Consider the following 18115-nt stretch of genomic DNA (forward strand, 5'->3'; position numbering starts at 1 on the left):
GGAGGCCATCCTCTTGGCCGCTGAGCAGGTCGGAGAGGACGGGCTTGGGGCTTCCGGCCTGGTCGGCTATCTGCGCCGCGTGGCGAAAGAGGACGTGAAGGCGTTCTCGACCTTGCTTGGGAAGGTGCTGCCCCTACAGGTGACGGGTTCGGATGATGGGCCTCTCAAACTCGTCATCTACGCCGAGGATGAAGCCGTTTGACCTGACGCCGCGCCAGATGGATGGCCTGCGGCTGATGGGCGGGCCGCAGAGGCATACGCTGTTGGCTGGCGGGGCGCGGTCTGGGAAGACCTTCCTCATCACCCGGTCTGTTGTGACGCGGGCTCTGAGGGGGGCGGGGAGCCGGCACGCGGTCCTGAGGTTTCGGGCGAACGCGGTGCGGTCCTCGATTGCGTTGGACACGTTGCCAAAGGTGGTGCGGTCCTGCTTCCCTGGCCTGAAGCTGGTGGAGCACAGGCAGGACGGGTTCTTTGAGCTTCCGAACGGCTCGCAGATCTGGCTTGGTGGTCTCGACGACAAGGAGCGCGTTGAGAAGATCCTCGGTCAAGAATATTGCAGTTTGTATTTCAACGAGTGCTCGCAGATCCCGTATAGCTCGATCCTGGTGGCCCGCACCCGCTTGGCGCAGGTGGTGCCGGGGTTGAAGCAACGGGCCTTCTATGATCTGAACCCGTCCGGGACGGGGCACTGGACGTACCGTGAGTTCATCGAAGGGCGCGACCCGATCAGTGGGGCGCCGCTGTCTAGCCCTGAAGAGTTCGAGCACATGTTCCTCAATCCGGGGGACAACGCCGCGAACCTGTCTGAAGAGTTCCTGAAGAGCCTTGAGGCGTTGCCTGAAAAGCAGCGTCGCCGGTTCCTTGAGGGCCGCTACGTCGCCGAGATTGACGGGGCGCTGTGGACGCTTGACCTGATTGAGCGTTGCCGCATGGAGCCGATCCAGCCGGGCGACGCCCGCTTGGGCCGCATCGTCATCGCGGTTGACCCATCGGGGGCCTCGGCGAAGGAAGACGAGCGGTCTGATGAAATCGGCGTCGTCGTCGCCGGCAAGTTGGACGATGGCACGGCTGTTGTGCTTGAGGATGCGACTGTCCGGGATGGACCTTCCGGCTGGGGTGGATTGGTCGCGAGACTGTTCCGGAAGTGGGGTGCGGACAAGGTCATCGCCGAGCGGAACTATGGCGGGGCGATGGTTGAGTTCGTGATCCTGACGGCGGACAAGAACATCCCTGTGCAGGTCATCACTGCATCGCGTGGCAAGCATGTCCGGGCGGAGCCTGTCGCGGCGCTCTATGAACAAGGCAGGGTCTGCCATGCGGGGCGGTTCCCGGAGATGGAAGACCAGCTCACGAATTTCTCGACATCCGGATACGTCGGTAGCCGATCCCCGGATCGCGGCGACGCGCTGGTATGGGCGTTGACTGAGCTGATGCTCGACCCGGACGGGTTTGACCCCGGACAATGGATCAAGGCTTTCGGATGAATCGCAAGGCGCGCAGGGCACAGATGCGGGCGGGGTCGCCCATGCAGGATGCCGCCCCGAAAGCGCCGAAGCTTGACAGCTATCAGAATGTAGAGGCGCGCCTCGGGATTGGGACGGATAACCAGTCGTCCGGCGCGGCTTATGGGTTCAACCCGGTCACGCGGTCCCGCCAGCAGCTTGAGTTCATGTACCGGGGGTCATGGATTGTCGGGCAGGCAGTCGATTGCGTCGCCGAGGACATGACCCGCGAGGGTATCGATATCACATCGGATATCGCCCCCGATGATATCGACACGGTGCAGGCTGGCTTTGAGCGCCACAAGGTGTGGCAGGCGCTTAACGACACCATCAAGTGGTCCCGCCTCTATGGTGGGGCGCTCGCGGTCATCATGATCGAGGGGCAGAAGCTCGACACGCCGCTTCGGGTCGAGACCATCGGCCGGGGGCAGTTCAAGGGCCTCTACCCCTTGGATCGCTGGTGCGTCATGCCGGACTATGGGAACCCGGTGCAGGAGTTGGGGCCTGAGCTTGGCCAGCCCAGCCGATACACGGTCACGGTAGACGCTCCGGCGCTTGGTCGTCAGTCGATCCACCATAGCCGGATCATTCGGGCGGAGGGCATCTCCCTCCCGTACTGGCAAAGGCTTTCAGAACAGGGGTGGGGCCTGTCCGTTGTGGAGCGCCTTTACGACAGGCTGCTCGCCTTCGATAGCACGACGCAGGGCGCGGCGCAGCTCGTCTTCAAGGCTCACCTCCGGACGATGAAGGTGAAAGACCTGCGCCGCATCCTTGCCTCGGGCGGGGCGGTGGAAGACGCTCTTCTGAAACAAATGGAGATGATCCGGCGTTTTCAGTCGAGCGAGGGCCTTACCCTCATTGACGCCGAAGACGACTTCAATACGCACACCTACACGTTCTCTGGCCTGTCGGATGTTCTGTTGCAGTTTTCGCAGCAGCTTTCTGGCGCCTTGCAAATCCCGCTGGTGCGTCTGTTCGGGCAGTCCCCGGCTGGCCTGAACGCAACAGGCGAAAGCGACATTCGGACCTATTATGACCTGATCGCACAGCAGCAGGAAGCCAAGCTGCGCGCGGGGGTGGAGAAGCTGGTTCAGGTCGTCTACCGCTCGGATGTGGGGGGCGACCCGCCCGACGATCTGTCGTTCACGTTCAACCCGCTCTGGCGCATGTCGGAAGCGGACAAGGCCACCATCGCCGCGAACATCACGAATGCCGTTGTGACGGCGGAGGGCAGCGGCCTTGTGAGCCGCCCGGCTGCGCTGAAGGAACTCCGCCAGTCCTCGGACGTGACCGGTGTGTGGTCCAACGTGACGGATGAGGAGATCGAGGCGGCCGTGAATGAGCCGCCCCCGGTGCCTGAGATCCCCGCTCCGGAAGAGCAGAAATACGCCCCTCCGGTCGAGCCGGAGCCGCGCCCCGTATGAGCGCTGTTCTGAAGCTCTTCGACAAGGAGAGCCCGAGGCGCGCTTACAAATCTTCTCGGAAGGTCGAGCGCCAGTACACGGCATCCCTGCGTCGGGTTGCCCGACACATCGGCGATATCGTGGCATCGATCAGCCCTGATGGGTCTGTCACCCCTGAGGTGGCGACGGCAATCGACGCGGCGCTGAACCGCTATGCTGACGTGATTGAGCCGTGGTCCAAGGCTGTTGCCTCCCGCATGATCGCTGAGGTGGCCGCCCGCGATGAGGCGACGTGGTTCGATGTGTCCCGCAAGATGGGCCGGGCGCTGCGCAAGGAGATCGCGACGGCACCGACCGGGACTATCATGCGCGAGCGCCTTGCAGATCAGGTGAGGCTCATCACCTCTCTCCCCCGTGAGGCGGCACAGCGGGTTCGGTCTCTTGCCAATGAGGCGATAGTTCAGGGGACGCGCCCGGCTGAGCTTGCCAAGGAGATCATGCGCACGGGAGAGGTGACGGAATCCCGCGCCATCCTGATTGCCCGAACCGAGACGAGCCGGACAGCGACTGAGCTAACCCGCGCCCGTGCCGAGCATGTGGGGTCGCCCGGCTATTGGTGGCGCACGGCAGGGGATTCCGATGTGCGAGAGTCCCACCGGAAGATGAACGGCAAGTTCATCGCTTGGAACGACCCGCCGACACTGGACGGGATGACGGGCCATGCGGGGCAACTGCCCAACTGTCGATGCTTTTGCGATGTAGCGTTGGACAATAGCTGATAGAATAAGCGAGCCGCCGAGGTGCTGGTAACACCTGCGGCGGCTCTAACCAACCGATCATATGAGGATCGAAATGGCTGCGCACATCTTACATGGCGATATCCAGGTTGGCGATAGGTTCGGGCGGTGGACTGTAGTTGGCCCATCACGGTCTGTTCCAACTTCAGGAAAGCCCCGGCGCGTGGCCCCCTGCGTCTGTGAATGCGGGGTCCATAGGGAGGTCTTGTGCGCTGCACTTCGCGGGGCGAAGTCAGAAAGTTGCGGATGCCTAAACCGCGAAAAAGGCCAAGACCAAGAGACGCGCTCTTATTTCCCGCGGAGTTTCTTGACTAAGTCCTCGATCATATCAGCGGCTTCCCATTCAAGCATGTGTTCTGGCGCCCATAGCTTGGCGGCGCCGATCTTCAGCGCGGTTACGGAGATTTCCATGTTGAGATCTTCCGCCTCATCGCGCGCTTTCTCACGCAATTCTTCAACCAGTTGTTCCGGCGTCAAGCGGGGCAGTTTCATGAGCACTCGCGACCGAGGGGCAGAATGACACGGTACACGCTCGACCGCGCGCCTGTCACGCTGGTTGCAGAACAGATCGGGCGCTCCCAGTCTGTGACCCCGGACGGGTTCCTTCTATGCGAGGGGGTCAGGATCGCCCGCACGGGGCCGATGCTTTACCGCCCGGAAGAGGTGCCGGAGATCGAGCCGAACCCGAACGGGGCGATGGTCACTCTCCTGCGGGATGCGGATGTCTTGTTCGCTCCCGAAACCATTGCGTCGTTCGTCGGGAAGCCTGTCACCAACGACCACCCAAGCGAGCTGGTCGGGCCTGACACGTGGCGGGATGTGTCGGGCGGTGTGGTGCTGAACGTCCGCAGGGGCGAGGGCGCCGACAGTGAGCACCTCGTGGCGGACCTTTTAGTCACGGACGCAAGCTGCATCGCCGACGTGCGCGCCGGCAAGCGGGAGGTCTCCTGCGGCTACGACACAGAGGCGGAGACCGTCTCTCCCGGCCTTGGCCGCGTGACGAAGATCGTGGGCAATCACGTTGCCCTCGTGGACCGGGGCCGGTGTGGCCCTTCATGTGCAATTCTGGATGAGGACACAGCGATGGCAAAGGAAGCCAAGCGCACCGTATGGGATCGGCTCGTGACGGCTTTCAAGGCCAACGACGAAGCCGCATTCCAGGAGGAGCTTGAAGCCGCCAAGGGCGAGAACGAAGGCCAGCACATTCATGTGCATGTCAATGGCCAGCCCGAAGCCGAAGAGCCGAAGAAGGACGAAGCCGAGACGGCCGAGCCTGACGACTGGAAGACCCGGATGGAGGCCGCCATTGCGGCCATCGCCGAGCAGGTCGCCAAGATGCAGCGCGCCGGGGCTGAAGAGCCCATCAAGGACGAAGACCCCGCCCCTGAAAAGGAGGAAGAGGAAAAGTCCGAGGTGAAGGACGAAAAGCCGGAGGAGGAGGAAGAGAAGAAGCCGGTCATGGATGCGGCCGCGCTCAATGAGCAGTTCCGCGACACCATTTCCCGCGCCGAGATCCTTGCCCCCGGCCTGTCTCTGCCCAAGTTCGACGCGAAGTCTCCCCGGCTCATGGTGGATGCCATGTGCCAGCTTCGCGTGAAGGCGCTCTCGACTGCATTCGACAACGAGTCCATGCGCCCGCATGTGGCCGCCATTGCCGGCGCGAAGCCGGACTTCAAGAAGATGACCTGCGATCAGGCGGCCCTTGTTTTCCGGGGCGCGTCCGAGCTTGCCAAGGTCGCGAACACCCGAGGTGGCGATACCGCCGCCCCCCTTCAGATCGGTGGAGCAATGACGGCGGCGAAGTACTCCGACCGGTTCATCAAGCCCCGCCGGGGCAACTGAGCCCCTCCCACCAGCACCAAAAAGGAATAACCCATGGTTGCTTATGTGACGCGGGTGCCGGCGGGTTTCGTCGGCCAGGTCTCCCGCTTTGACTCGATCACCACCCAGCCCGAAATCGTGGACAGCTCCACCCCGCCGACCGCGTTCGGCTCCGTGGTCAAGCTGGTCTCCGGTAAGGTGCAGCCCGTGGCCTCCGGCGACGCTGGCTCGGTCACCTACGGACTGCTGGTCAACCCCTACCCGCACCAGTCCTCGACCAACGGTCTGGGCACTGCGGCGACGCCGCCCACTTCTGGTGTCGTGACCGTGATGAAGCGCGGCTACCTCAACGTGAAGCTGGTCGTCGGCACCGCTGCCAAGAACGGTCAGGTCTACGTCGTGACCACGGCCGGCGGCTCCGTCGTCGTGGGCGATATCGTCACCTCGACTTCGCCCGCTGGCGGCGGCACCGGCGTTGCCGTGACTGGCGCCTTCTTCATGGGTCCGGCCGACGCGAACGGCGTCGTGGAAGTGGCCTTCAACATCTGATCCGGGCGGGGCTAGTCCCCGCTCACCACCATTCGGCGCCTCGCGCCCAGCCCTCAGAGGGACTTCAATCCATGTCTTTTCTCTCGCGTGAAATCGCGGGGCCGGTGACGCGCGTCCCGGCTCCCGCCACCCCCCTTGGCGCCGTCCGTCGTCGCTACCTGCGGGATGGCTTCGTCAGCTATGACCGCGCCACCTACGACAGCGCTGGCGCGTTCCTGATCGGCGAGCTTGAGCGGCTCGACCCGATGATCCACGAGCCGCTCATCGCGACCACGTGGACCCGTGACATCGATCTGCGTACCGACGTGACCATGGGCGACACCTCTTCGTCCTACACGGTCTCGACCTTCGGCGCTGCCGGCGGCGTGACCCCCACCGGCATCTCGTGGGCCTCCCTTGAGGCAACCGCGCGGCCCCGCTCCGTGCTCGACATCGGCAAGATCGTGTCGCCCCTCGCCCTGTGGTCTCAGGACGTGGCGTACACCCTGCCGGAGCTTGAGAGCGCCCGCCTGACCGGTCGCCCCATCGACACGCAGATGCTCTCCGCGCTCAACCGCAAGCACCAGATGGACACCGATCAGGTGGTCTATATCGGTGACACCACCATCGGCACCACTGGCCTGCTCAACTCTGCCAGCGTGACCAACGTGTCCAACGTCGCGGCCGGCGCCTCCACCTCGATGGCTTGGGCCTCCAAGACCGCCGATGAGATCCGCAAGGACGTGAACGAGCTGCTCATCTCCGTGTGGGCGTCCTCGGGCTACGTGGCGCCTCCGACCAAGCTCGCCCTGTCGCCGACCACCTTCGGCTACATCTCGACCACCATCGCGTCGAGCGCGGCGAATGCCACGATCCTGACCTTCCTGAAGGAGAACAACATCCTGACGGCGGAGAAGGGCATCCCGCTCGACATCGTGTCGGTGAAGTGGCTCGACAAGGCCAACCGCTCCGGCGCCACCTATGACCGCATGGTCGCCTACTCGCAGCAGTCCGAGTACGTGCGCTTCCCCTTCGTGCCCCTGGTCCCCGCGACCACGCAGTACGAGGGCATCTGGGTGCGCGTTCCGTACTACGGCAAGCTCGGCGTGGTCGAGATCGTCTATCCCGAGACGGTAGGTTATCGGGACGGACTAGCGTAAAATATCAACTGATGCTTTAGTTGATATGTAGGAATGAAGGGCGGCGCGATCTGATCTGCGCCGCCCTTTCTTTTTTCAGAGGGCGATCATGGCGACCTTCAATTTCAACTGCGGCTTCTATCTCCTTCTGGACGATGGAACCCGTATTCGGTTCCAGAAGGGGGCGCAGGACGTGCCCGATGACCTCGCGGACCACCCGTATCTTGCCGCCAATGGCGAGCGCGTGGAAGAGGCGATCGTGGAGCCGGCCCCGGAACCCATCCCTGACCCGGAACCGGCCCCTGAGCCCCCGGCGGCCGAGCCTGACCCTGACGCCACAGGGCCGGACGATGACGTGTCCGAGCATGACGCGCTCGTCGCTCAGGCTGAGGCGCTCGGCATCAACGTCGATGGCCGGTGGGGCGTCGCCCGTCTGAAGGCGGAAATCGCCAAGGTCGCCGGATGACGGTCACAGTATCGTCGTTCCGAGCGGACTTCCCCGAGTTCGCAAGCCTCGTCACCTATCCCGATACGCAGGTTGCGTTCTGGCTTGGGCTGGCGGGGAAGCTGCACTCGGCGGACAGGTGGGGCGACCTTCTGGATTATGGCGTCGAGCTGTTCATGGCTCACAACCTGTCCATTGCAGCGCGCGATGCCAAGGCAGCTTCGGTCGGAGGGGTAGGGGGCTCGGCTTCAGGCCTTCTCTCCGCCAAGGCCGTGGACAAGGTGTCCGCATCCTACGACACGGGCGCCGTGACGATTGCGGGGGCGGGGCAGTGGAACCTCACCACCTACGGCACCCGGTACATCCAGCTCGCGAGCATGATCGGGGCTGGCGGCGTTCAGCTCTGATGCCAGTCGAAATCCGCAAGAAGCCTAACCCCGACATGATGGTTGCGTTGCGAGGATTGACCCGCAACGAGGTGCTGGTCGGAGTGCCGGCGGAGAATGCCGGACGCGAACCCGAGCCGGGGGAAGAGCGCCCCCTGAACAATGCCGAGATCGGCTACGTGCAGGAGTTCGGCTCGACCATCGAAGGGCCGAATGGGCAGGCATTCGCCATTCCCCCGCGTCCTCATCTGATCCCCGGCATCGAAGATGCTCGGGATAATCTGGCGAAGGCGCTGGGGCGCGGCGTGAGGGGCACTCTTCAGGGCGACAAGGACGCGGCCGACAAGGCGCTGCACACCGCTGGGCTGATCGGGCAGAACGCGGTGCGCAATAAGATCACCGAGGGGCCATTTGTGCCGCTCGCGCCTATGACCATCGCCAAGCGTAAGGCGCGAGGCAGGACAGGGACCAAGCCGCTCATAGACACCGGCGCTTATCGAAACGCGCAAACCTATGTGGTCCGTCCGAAGGGTGAAGACTGATGCCTTTGCTTGACGTGTCGGACATTCTCTTGGACCCAGATTTCGCAGACACCATCACCGTCTATCGTCAGGCCGAAAGCCTTTCCGACCAAGGCCGCGCGGTGCGCACGCAGACGACGTTCCCCAATGTCGTCGCGGTCATCACCCCGGACATGTGGTCCACGCTTCAGCGCGCGGCCGAGGGCTCGAACGCATCCGAGACGATCACCGTCATCACGCAGTTTCGGTTGACCTCTTCCACGGATGGCTATGACGCCGATGAGATCCTGTGGAACGGCAAGCGATATGTGGTCGTGGCCGTTGGCGATTGCTCCCGATATGGGGCTGGGTTCGTTGAGGCGTCGGCGTCGCTCAAGGGCATGTCTCCCCCATGACGGATAGCTCAACGGGCGGGTATCTCGCCCCGTCCGGCGTCGTTGCACAGGATACATCCCTAGAAGATCAGATCCAGGCGGCAATCGTCGGCATCACCGGCCTTCAGGGCAAGATGGTCCGCCCCGCGTGGCAGCCCAATCCGCCGCCCAAGGAAGACCTCACCGTTGATTGGTGCGCCTATCGTGTCGCGTCGATCACGCCAAATTGGACAGGCGCCATCGTCCACCACCCGGAAGGGCAGGGGACCGACGAACTGATCCGCCACGAGACGATTGAGGCTCTGGTGAGCTTCTACGGGCCGAACGCCAGTGCTTATGCTGCCGTGCTTCGTGATGGGATGTTGATCCCTCAGAACATGGAAGCGCTTCAGGCTCAGGGCATCCGCTTTCTTGAGACCAGCGCCACGCGGGCGGCCCCCGAATACGTGAATAATCAATGGGTGCAGCGTCAGGACACCATTGTCCGCCTGCGCCGCGCGACCTCGCGCACCTATCAGATCCGCAACCTCCTGTCGGCCGAAGGCTCCATCACCGCTGAAAACGGCGACACCAACAATTGGGATACGGAGAACACCTAATGGCCCAAGGACTTGCCGTAAGTGATGTTGTCAACGTCACCGTCAGCATCTCCCCGATTGCCGCCGCCACCCGCAATTTTGGCGCCGGCCTTCTCATCGGTTCAACCGATGTGATCGATGTGGGGGAACGCATCCGCGCCTATTCGAACATGACTGGCGTCGGGGGTGATTTCGGGACGACCGATCCCGAGTATATCGCGGCTACCCGCTTCTTCTCTCAGTCGCCGCAGCCGGCCTTGCTCTACATTGGCCGCTGGGCGCAGACTGCGACCCATGGCACCCTTCGGGGTGGCGTGCTGACGGCCGCACAGCAGCTCATGTCCGCATGGACTGGTATCACCGCTGGCGCCTTCCGGATCGACATTGACGGCACCACCAAGTCGGTGTCCGGCCTCAATTTCTCGACGGCGGCCAACCTTCCGGCCGTGGCCGCGATCATCGATGCGGGGCTGACTGGCGCGTCTGTGGCTTGGGATGCCAATTCCGGGCGCTTTGTCGTCAAGTCGGACAGCACGGGCACATCGTCCACGGTGGCCTATGCCGTCGCCCCCGTCTCGGGAACCGACATCTCGGCTCAGTTGAAGCTCACCACGGGCCTCGCTGGCACCCCTGTGCCGGGCATCGCGGCGGAGACGCTGACGCAGGCTGTGCAGGCCTTTGTGGACACCTCCGGCGACTGGTATGCCGCAGTCGTGCTACCGACCGTTGCGAATGACGTGATGCTGGCGGCGTCTCAGTATGTGGAAGCCCTCGGCAAAAAGCGCATCATCGGGACCACGCTCACGTCGTCCACGGTGCTGGACAATACGGTCACCACGGACCTCGCCTCGGTCTGCAAGGCCAACAATCTGAAGCGGACCTTCCTTCAGTATTCGGCGTCCAGCTACGCCATCGCCTCTTTCTTTGGCCGGGCGTCCACGGTGGATTTCACGGGCAGCAAGACCACGCTGACGATGAAGTTCAAGACCGAGCCGGGGGTTGTGGCTGAAACCCTGACGGAGACGCAGGCGACCACGCTCAAGACGAAGAACTGCAACGTCTTCGTAAACTACGACAATTCGACGGCGATCATCCAGGAAGGAGTCATGTCCAATGGCTACTTCTTTGATGAGGTGCATGGTCTCGACTGGCTGGAAAACTACATCCAGACCGAGGTGTGGAACCTGCTCTACACCAGCAAGACCAAGGTGCCGCAGACCAATGCCGGCATGGACCTGATCGCAAACAAGATCGTGGGCTGCATCGAACAGGGCGTCATCAATGGCCTGATCGCGCCGGGGCAGTGGAACGCTGACGGCTTCGGCACGCTGGAGAACGGCGATTATCTGGAGCGTGGATACTACGTCTACCACCCCGACATTTCCCTCCAGTCGCAGGCTGATCGCGAGGCGCGCAAGTCCGTGTCCTTCCAGATCGCCGTGAAGCTCGCTGGTGCGGTCCACTCTGTGCGCATCGACGTGAACGTCAACCGGTGATCTAGGAGATATCCGTGGGCACTTACTCGTTTGTGAATGTCTCGGCCTCGATCACGGGGCCGGGCGCTGCATTCTATCTGGGCTATGGCTCGGACAATGCAGAAGAGGGCATTTCGGTTGCCATGACCGAGGACAAGAACACCATGACGGTCGGCGCGGATGGGGGTGTGATGCACTCCATGCACGCCGGCCGCTCCGGCACCATCACTGTTCGTCTGCTCAAGACCAGCCCGGTGAACAAGCAGCTCAATGATGCGTACCGGTTCCAGACCTCCAGCCCGGCGAACCACGGGAAGAACGTGATCCGCATCGTGGACAGCGTGCGGGGCGACATCATCGTCGGCTCCAGCGCGGCTTTCCGCAAGCTGCCGGACAATGCCTTTTCCAAGACCGGCGGCGTCATGGAATGGGTGTTCGACGTGGGCGTCATCGACTCCAATCTCGGCAACGGGTGAGGCGCATGGAATTCGAGGAATTTGATCTTGACGGCGTGAAGTACCGCGCCCGCAAGATGGCGGCGATGGACCAGCTTTTTGTCGCCCGGAAGCTGACCCCCATTGTGGGGACCTTCGTGCCCCTGATTCAGGCTGCGGCCCGGCAGGTGCAGAGCGGCGGAACGGTCGCAACGGCGATCATGTCGCTCGACGTAGCGCAGCTCGCCCCGCTCGCACAGGGCATCGCCAGCCTGCCGGAAGAGGACACCAACGCGCTGATCGCCCGGTGCCTCGCCCATGTGCAGCGCGGGTCCGTCAGTCCCGCCGGCACGTCGTGGGCGAACGTCTGGTCTGTGGATGCGGGACGACCCATGTTCGACATGGACCTCATGACCATGCTCACGCTGGTGGTGCATGTGGTCAAGAAAGATCTGGGAAATTTTACCGGCGCCCTTCTCTCCGGCTCGACCGTGGGAGCGGGGCTCTTCCAGACGTAGAGCTGGTCAGCCTCCCCGATGGTCTGGACTGGCTCATGCAGCCGGTCATGCAGGGGCTCTGCAAATACGAAAGCCTGAAGGATGGGACGCTCGATCTCTGGGACATCGCATTGATGAACGAGGCCATTGCTGTGCGCGACCTGAATACACGGCGCATTCAGGACGCGATGAAGAGGCAGTGATATGGCAGAAACCATAGGCGACTACCTCGTCAAGCTTGGGCTTCATGTTGACAAGGCCCAAGAGCAGCGCTTCAACTCCTCGCTGAACAACCTCAGCAAGACCCTGACTGCCATGGCGGCCGGGCTTGCGGCCGCTGCTACGGCTATTCAGGCAACGGTCGTCGCGGTTTCGAAGAGCTTCGACAACCTGTATTTTGCTGCCCAGCGGACGGGTTCTACGGTCGCCGGCATCAAGGCCCTGTCCTATGCATTCGGGCAAATCGGTTCGTCGGGCAATGAGGCGCAGTCCGCCCTTGAGGGGCTGGCGAAGGCGATGCGGACCAATCCCGGCATCGGGAAGTGGCTCAATTCACAGGGCATCGCGACCGAGGGGCGCAAGACCGAGGAAGTCCTCGGCGACATCTTTGAGCAGTTCAAGAAGAAACCGTATTATATCGGGGCGCAGTTTGCGCAGCTTGCCGGCATCTCCGAAGACACCTTCAATAAGGCCTCTCAGCAGTGGGATCAGGTCAAGAAGTTCGTCAAGGAGTATGAGGAGACCCAGCGCAAGTTCGGCGTAGACCCCGACAGGGCAGCGAAAAGCTCGAACGAGCTGATGACCGCGTTCCGGGGCCTTATGGCGAACGTGGACGCGCTCCTGACCAAGATCGTCGTCGCGCTTCAGCCGCAGCTCACGCAGATCCTGAAGGACATCGGCGACTGGTTTCAGCGCCATCAGGACCAGATCGTCCGCATCCTGGACCAGATCCTCGCGGCGGTTCAGGGGCTGGTGTCGGATATCATCGCGCTTGGCCGGGCTCTTCAGCCGGTCGTCGAGAAGTTTGTCGAGATGGTCGAGGCGTTGACAGGGAAGAATGGGCTTGAAGCCGCCCTTCTTGTTGTCACGGCCGGTGCCCTTGCGGCGTTCGTTGCGAAGTGGGCCATCTTTTTCGGGATGCTCGCGAAGTACGCCCCGCTCATCGCGGTTCTCACCGCTATGGGTTGGGATATGTTCTTCGCGACGGATCAGGAGAAGTTGGAAATTGGCGGCAAGGTGAACGATGCCATAAACGGCAAGGCAAGCGACCCGGACAATTGGTGGACGCGGAGCCAGAATGCCGTTCGCCGCACCTTCGGCATGCCTGAGGTGGATAACAAAGGCCAGCCGCGCGCGTCTGGAGGAGGTGGTGGTGGTGGATCGGGATCGGCACCACCTCCGGGCCTGACAAAGGTCACGACAAAATCCGGGAAAACCGCGTGGGTCCCAACCGCTGGGGCCGCGCAGTTCCAGGGATTCCTGAATGACTATGAGGCCGCCGGGGGCAATATCGACGACTTGCAGGGCTTCAATGACCGGGATATCCGGGGAATGCCCGGGGTGAAGTCAGCCCATGGGCGAGAGGGTGCCATTGATATCAATCCGGCCCCGTCGAACCCCTTCGATGTCACGCGGCCAATGATTCCTGAAACTGCCGAGCTAGCCAAGAAGTGGGGGCTCGGATGGGGGGGGAATTGGTCCTCTCGCAAGGACTGGGGCCACTTTTCGCTGCGCCCTGGGGAGGGCGGGGGGCTTATGGACCCCGATAAGCTAAAGGCGCTCCAGGAAGAGCAGCGCGAACGCCTGAAGGACAAGCAGTCCGAGTTGTTCGGCGGCACCCCATTGGGGGCTGGCGGCACCCGCATGGCGTCGCTCTCCAACCGGACGAACATCACCATCTATGGGTCGTCCGATCCGGCCGGCACCGGGGCCAACCTCTCGGGTGCTCAGAACCGCCTTGCCTCTGATCTTATTCGGAATGCTCAATCGGCGTTTGTCTAATGGCGACCATCGAAGAGTTCTTGGTCTCCATCGGGTACTCGGTTCGCGAGAACGAGGTTGCATCCTGGGAAACCACGCTCAAGAAGGTTGACGGGTGGGTCGCCAAGCTCGGCGTGGCACTCGACCAGTTCGAGCGCAAGGCGAAGGCTCTGTTCGCCTCTGCGACGGATGATCTGGAGCGGCTGAATTTCGCGGCACAGCGCGCGGGCACATCGGTTGATGAGCTTCGGGCGCTCACCTACGCGATGCAGCAGGTGGGCCTTGGCGGGCGGCGCGCAGAAGATGTCATCGGCAGCTTCGCCGAGCGTCTCCGGCGCTTCCCTGCGATGGCTTCGCTCCTGTCCGGCCTCGGGGTGCAGGCCACGCGGAACGGGCAGGCGCGCGACCAGACCGTCGTGTTCCGCGAGACCATTCAGGCGCTCAACAAGCTGAGCTACCCGCTGGCGGCGCGGTTCGCTGAAGCGCTGGGCATCTCCGAGGACGACTACAACGTCCTGCGGAAGAACGTGGACAATATCGACCGGCTGGCGCAGGAACAGAAGGACATTTTCGCCCGGTTCGGGATCGATGCCAATCAAGCGGGGCAAAACTCTGCCCTGCTTGGGATTGCGTGGCGCGAAGCGTTGATGACGCTGGACGCGATGCTTGCGAAGATTGCCGTTTCCATCGGCCCGTCCATTACCCCTCTCTTGGGCGAGATCGGAGCATGGCTCCAACGCCATCAGGACGGGATCGTTTCGGCGTGCGAGGCCGTGGTCGCGGCCGGCGCCAAGCTGGTGGAATGGCTCGGGGCGCTCGCCCGGATATTGTTCGGCTCGGACGATGGCCTGTTGGACTTCATCGAATGGGCGGCCGGGTCGAACGGCATCATCCGCGCGGTAGAAGCCTTCGTCGCCCTGTCGGTTGCGGGGGCTGTGGCGGGGGTCGTTGGGCCGCTCGGCGTCGTCATCGCTGGGATAGTGGCGCTGGTCGCCATGCTCACACCCAGCAAGGCGCAGGCGGGCGAAGCGAAGCCATCCGGTCAGGCGCCGGGCGGCGGCGCTGGCGGGTCACACGGGGCCTCTGGCTCGTGGGGCTCCTCCTCCCGTGGTGCATCCGGCTCTTGGTTCGGGGGCCTCTTCGGCGGCGGACGGTCTCGTGCGGCCGGCGGGGCCGGGGCGGGTGGATCGGGCGGTGGTTCCGGTGGGTCCGGCGGCTCGCGTGGGAGCGGGAAGTGGGAGGGGGCTGTCCCCGCTCCATCTTCCGAGAACTCCTCTGCCCTTGCGGGTGCTCGCGAGCGGTTCAAGAAGGAGCTTGAAGACCCGGAGGTTGCGGCCCGGTTCGCGGCCTATGTCGAGGCGGAGGTCGGAGGGCAGGGCGCCAAGGCGCAGCAGGCTTTCGTCGAATCCATCTTCAACCGGGCTGCGGCACGGGGGAAGAGCCTGCGTGAAACACTGGATGGACCGTACTTCCCCAATGGAACGCACCAGAAAGCCCGGCGGTACCAGAACGACAAGCGGGTGTTGGGGAAGTACCAGGATCTGTTCCGGGCGGCCATAGAAGGGTCGAACATCTCGGGATACGCTACGGGCAACGCCTCGGAGGACGTCATGTTCGCTGGAGGGCCGCAGACGGCGGCCTATGGCGGCGAGCGTTTCGGCATCGAAGGTCCTGACTCTGCGTGGGCGCGTCGCATGATGGAGTTGGACAAGAAGGACCGGGCGGCTCCGCCTGCATGGGATGGAAGCGCCAACTTCAACGTGGACCCGAACCAGTTCTTTGATGCTCCACCCCTCGGCGGGTCGGATCAGCGCGCATCCCTGTCCGCAGATCAGGAGACGGAGATTGTCGTCCATGGCGACCCGGACCCCGTGCGCACGGCCTCTGAGGTCGGCGCGGCGCAGTCCCGCGTGAACACGGATTTTGTCGCTCAGGCATCCAAGGTGGCGTAATGGTCGATATCGTGGAAGCCGTCACCGGCACCGTGTCCCAGATCCTCGTGGGCTCGGGCCGTTCCATCGGCGGCATCCGCCCCCAGGTGGTGGTTGAAGAGACGGCGCGCGATAGCCTCTTCATCACCAACCATCCGGTGGAGAAGGGTGCCGCCATCTCGGATCATGCGTTCAAGCTTCCCGCCGAGTGCGAGATGCGGTGCGCATGGTCGGACAGCGGGAACTATCAGGGGTATTCCCGCGCGATCTATTCGGCGCTCCAGTCGCTTCAGTCCAAGCGCCAGCCGTTCACGGTCACCACCGGCAAGCGCACCTACAGGAACATGCTCATTGCCGGCATAGAGATCACCACCTCAGCCGCGACGGAATATGCGCTGTTCGTGCGCGTGTTGCTGAGGGAGGTGATTATCGTCAGCACCAGCACTGTATCGACGGGATCATCCGCCGGCACGCGGGCGGACCCTGCACGGACGGGTGGGACCACTGACGGAGGGCAGCGCCAGCCGGTGCCGAAGAACCTTGAGACGGGATACGCGCCGGGGCCTACTGTGGCTTGACGGGTTCAGTTCCGGGGCCGGCCGGCGTATATCATCTCATTACGATACCAGTATCTGATATCGTCTGGGCCGGACGGCAGTGGAGACCGGCCGGACGCGAACTCCCAAGACCCACGGAAAAATGGGTTCCAGCAAATCTCGAACTCTTTCATATACGCCGGGCCTTTAACCGGGACTTTTCCGGTGTTGTTAAACAGGCAAAGCCTTAGGAATCTTATAAATTCATTGGCGCACTGTTTCTGAGATATTTCAGAGAAAAACGCTTCTGCCCCTGAAACGCCATGATAATCAACCCAGATTGCTCTGGCTGTACATCTCTGAGCCTGAACTAGATAGAATAACTCGGCTTCATTCCTAGAGGCTTGGTCCATACTTTCAATATAAGAATATGCAACATTATTGTTGATGCTCGCTTCCTTCCTGCCGCAAACTGGATCAGAAGAGTCGTCAAGGTCCGCGCCTCGGCATGAAGGCTGCTGGCTGGACTGAGCCAAAGCCGGAAGGCAGGGGATTAAAGCGCTGGCAGCCAAGAGCATGCGCGCGGCGACCTTTCGCATTCTATTCATGTCGCGCGCCCCTTGCTGGGAATGTGCAGGCCGGCTTCTACGAACCCCCTGATGGCCGCAGGCCGGGTAGGTTTCGGCTCTGGTTGCTCGGCGATCCACGCGTCCAACGCAGAAAGAACATCGGAGTGCAGCCGAACTTGCACGGGCGTGCCCCATCCTGTGGGCTTGGGGCCTCGGCGTTTTTTGGGATGCGAAGTTTCTTGCATGGCGTGTAGAACTGCGGTACCGTGGTTTCTGTCGAGCCGAGGGGAAGCGGCAACTTCCCGCCCGGCTCTAACCCAGGCAAGGAATGCAGCCATGCCCAAGGCTACCCGTACTGTTATCACAGTTTCCCGGCGCGCCGAAGACGCCGCGACGCTTACCCTCATGCTTCTGAAGGCCGCCATTCTCGGTCCCGGCGACGAGCCCGCGCTCGTGACGGCCGATCCCCGGCGGCCGGTTCTCACCGATGGCGCGGCCAAGGCGGTGAAGGAAATCGCGTGATGGGCGCCCTCATCACGGTTTCCGATCTGGAAGTGCGCGATGGCGTTGCGCGGGTTGAAGACCTGAGACTGGCGAAAGCCCTCGGGTTCTCCGACATCCACATGATCCGCACGCTCATCAAGCGGCATATTGAGGCGCTGCAACAGTTTGGCACGGTTTCCGTTATCCAACGGAAACCCGGCGCCAAGGGCGGGCGCCCTTCAACGGTCTTCTACCTCAACGAAGAACAGGCCATCTTCATCACCGCCAAATCGGACACCCCGAAGGCGGCGGAGATCACGGTGGAAATGGTCCGGGTGTTCCGGGCCTATCTGGACGAACAGCGCAAGCCGGTAAAGGTGCGCCCGCATCGGCGGACCCTGCCCAACCCCAAGACCGGATCTGTGCCGCTCCATTTTCAGCCGGGATCGGACTTCCTCCGCGACCTCTACACCACGGTTATGAGCGCAAACCTGCGGGTAGAGGAGGGGCAGGAGCCGAATTTCGGCAAGGCGCTGGAAAGCGTGTTTGCCGACCTCGTGACAAAGGCGAGCGGCGGGAAGCCCAGCGGCAAGTATTTCGGCGACTATAATTGGGATCGGATCAAGGGCGTCGAGAACGTCAACCTGTCGGCGGCCCGAAAGGTCGTTCCGGCCCATTGATCTTCCCCCGCCCCGCGTCCCCTGTGGACAATTTGT

The 18115-nt window shown here is 62.8% G+C and carries 22 protein-coding genes; 21 read left to right on the forward strand and 1 reads right to left on the reverse strand.

The genetic code is table 11. From position 1 onward, the window contains the following. The first annotated feature begins 13 nt into the window (after positions 1-13). Genes V5F49_RS18210 through V5F49_RS18225 form a run of 4 tightly spaced genes read left to right on the forward strand, consistent with a single transcriptional unit; the run spans position 14 to position 3684 of the window. The gene (locus V5F49_RS18210; RefSeq protein ID WP_394118285.1) at positions 14-202 is read left to right on the forward strand and encodes a hypothetical protein; all 189 of its coding nucleotides are present in this window, start codon (positions 14-16) and stop codon (positions 200-202) included. Further along, positions 189-1484: a phage terminase large subunit gene (locus V5F49_RS18215; RefSeq protein WP_394118286.1), complete on the forward strand. Its 1296-nt coding sequence runs from the start codon at positions 189-191 to the stop codon at positions 1482-1484. The genes V5F49_RS18210 and V5F49_RS18215 overlap by 14 nt, the downstream gene beginning before the upstream one ends. 41 nt (positions 1485-1525) lie before the next feature. Continuing rightward, positions 1526-2926 carry a DUF1073 domain-containing protein gene (locus V5F49_RS18220; protein WP_394118287.1) on the forward strand — a complete coding sequence of 467 codons (1401 nt, stop codon included), beginning with the start codon at positions 1526-1528 and terminating at the stop codon, positions 2924-2926. Continuing rightward, positions 2923-3684, forward strand: coding sequence for a phage head morphogenesis protein (locus V5F49_RS18225; RefSeq protein ID WP_394118288.1), 762 nt, complete (start codon positions 2923-2925; stop codon positions 3682-3684). Before V5F49_RS18220 ends, V5F49_RS18225 begins: the two co-directional genes overlap by 4 nt. Before the next feature lie 306 nt (positions 3685-3990). On the opposite strand, the gene V5F49_RS18230 is transcribed toward V5F49_RS18225, so the two are convergent. Continuing rightward, positions 3991-4194 (reverse strand): hypothetical protein, encoded by a 204-nt coding sequence (locus V5F49_RS18230; protein ID WP_394118289.1) that lies wholly within the window; start codon positions 4192-4194, stop codon positions 3991-3993. 24 nt (positions 4195-4218) lie between these two features. On the opposite strand from V5F49_RS18230, the gene V5F49_RS18235 reads away from it, so the two are divergent. The 17 genes from V5F49_RS18235 (at position 4219) to V5F49_RS18315 (ending at position 18079) form a co-directional block, all read left to right on the forward strand. Then, the gene (locus V5F49_RS18235) at positions 4219-5544 is read left to right on the forward strand and encodes a DUF2213 domain-containing protein (protein ID WP_394118290.1); all 1326 of its coding nucleotides are present in this window, start codon (positions 4219-4221) and stop codon (positions 5542-5544) included. Positions 5545-5577: 33 nt separating this feature from the next. Next, positions 5578-6072, forward strand: a complete 495-nt coding sequence (locus V5F49_RS18240; RefSeq protein ID WP_394118291.1) for a structural cement protein Gp24 — start codon at positions 5578-5580, stop codon at positions 6070-6072. A gap of 71 nt (positions 6073-6143) precedes the next feature. Further along, positions 6144-7211, forward strand: a complete 1068-nt coding sequence (locus tag V5F49_RS18245) for a DUF2184 domain-containing protein (protein ID WP_394118292.1) — start codon at positions 6144-6146, stop codon at positions 7209-7211. 88 nt (positions 7212-7299) lie between these two features. Further along, entirely contained in the window at positions 7300-7656 is a 357-nt protein-coding gene (locus V5F49_RS18250) for a hypothetical protein (protein WP_394118293.1), read from the forward strand. Beyond that, positions 7653-8042: a DUF4054 domain-containing protein gene (locus V5F49_RS18255; protein WP_394118294.1), complete on the forward strand. Its 390-nt coding sequence runs from the start codon at positions 7653-7655 to the stop codon at positions 8040-8042. The genes V5F49_RS18250 and V5F49_RS18255 overlap by 4 nt, the downstream gene beginning before the upstream one ends. After that, the gene (locus tag V5F49_RS18260; RefSeq protein ID WP_394118295.1) at positions 8042-8563 is read left to right on the forward strand and encodes a hypothetical protein; all 522 of its coding nucleotides are present in this window, start codon (positions 8042-8044) and stop codon (positions 8561-8563) included. The genes V5F49_RS18255 and V5F49_RS18260 overlap by 1 nt, the downstream gene beginning before the upstream one ends. Beyond that, entirely contained in the window at positions 8563-8937 is a 375-nt protein-coding gene (locus V5F49_RS18265; protein ID WP_394118296.1) for a hypothetical protein, read from the forward strand. The genes V5F49_RS18260 and V5F49_RS18265 overlap by 1 nt, the downstream gene beginning before the upstream one ends. Next, positions 8934-9515, forward strand: coding sequence for a phage neck terminator protein (locus V5F49_RS18270; RefSeq protein WP_394118297.1), 582 nt, complete (start codon positions 8934-8936; stop codon positions 9513-9515). The genes V5F49_RS18265 and V5F49_RS18270 overlap by 4 nt, the downstream gene beginning before the upstream one ends. Continuing rightward, positions 9515-10990: a DUF3383 domain-containing protein gene (locus V5F49_RS18275; protein ID WP_394118298.1), complete on the forward strand. Its 1476-nt coding sequence runs from the start codon at positions 9515-9517 to the stop codon at positions 10988-10990. Before V5F49_RS18270 ends, V5F49_RS18275 begins: the two co-directional genes overlap by 1 nt. Before the next feature lie 14 nt (positions 10991-11004). Continuing rightward, positions 11005-11445: a phage structural protein gene (locus tag V5F49_RS18280; protein ID WP_394118299.1), complete on the forward strand. Its 441-nt coding sequence runs from the start codon at positions 11005-11007 to the stop codon at positions 11443-11445. Positions 11446-11450: 5 nt separating this feature from the next. Continuing rightward, positions 11451-11921: a phage tail assembly chaperone gene (locus tag V5F49_RS18285; protein WP_394118300.1), complete on the forward strand. Its 471-nt coding sequence runs from the start codon at positions 11451-11453 to the stop codon at positions 11919-11921. A gap of 35 nt (positions 11922-11956) precedes the next feature. After that, positions 11957-12103, forward strand: coding sequence for a DUF6889 family protein (locus V5F49_RS18290; protein WP_394118301.1), 147 nt, complete (start codon positions 11957-11959; stop codon positions 12101-12103). A gap of 1 nt (position 12104) precedes the next feature. Beyond that, positions 12105-13901 (forward strand): M15 family metallopeptidase, encoded by a 1797-nt coding sequence (locus V5F49_RS18295; protein ID WP_394118302.1) that lies wholly within the window; start codon positions 12105-12107, stop codon positions 13899-13901. Further along, positions 13901-15832 (forward strand): hypothetical protein, encoded by a 1932-nt coding sequence (locus V5F49_RS18300; RefSeq protein ID WP_394118303.1) that lies wholly within the window; start codon positions 13901-13903, stop codon positions 15830-15832. Before V5F49_RS18295 ends, V5F49_RS18300 begins: the two co-directional genes overlap by 1 nt. Further along, the gene (locus V5F49_RS18305) at positions 15832-16389 is read left to right on the forward strand and encodes a phage baseplate protein (protein WP_394118304.1); all 558 of its coding nucleotides are present in this window, start codon (positions 15832-15834) and stop codon (positions 16387-16389) included. Before V5F49_RS18300 ends, V5F49_RS18305 begins: the two co-directional genes overlap by 1 nt. Positions 16390-17252: 863 nt before the next feature. Then, positions 17253-17438 (forward strand): hypothetical protein, encoded by a 186-nt coding sequence (locus V5F49_RS18310; protein ID WP_394118305.1) that lies wholly within the window; start codon positions 17253-17255, stop codon positions 17436-17438. Next, positions 17438-18079: a hypothetical protein gene (locus tag V5F49_RS18315; RefSeq protein WP_394118306.1), complete on the forward strand. Its 642-nt coding sequence runs from the start codon at positions 17438-17440 to the stop codon at positions 18077-18079. Before V5F49_RS18310 ends, V5F49_RS18315 begins: the two co-directional genes overlap by 1 nt. The last annotated feature ends 36 nt before the right edge of the window (positions 18080-18115 follow it).

The sequence above is a fragment of the Xanthobacter lutulentifluminis genome, assembly GCF_043194675.2.
Taxonomy (GTDB): Bacteria; Pseudomonadota; Alphaproteobacteria; order Rhizobiales; family Xanthobacteraceae; genus Xanthobacter.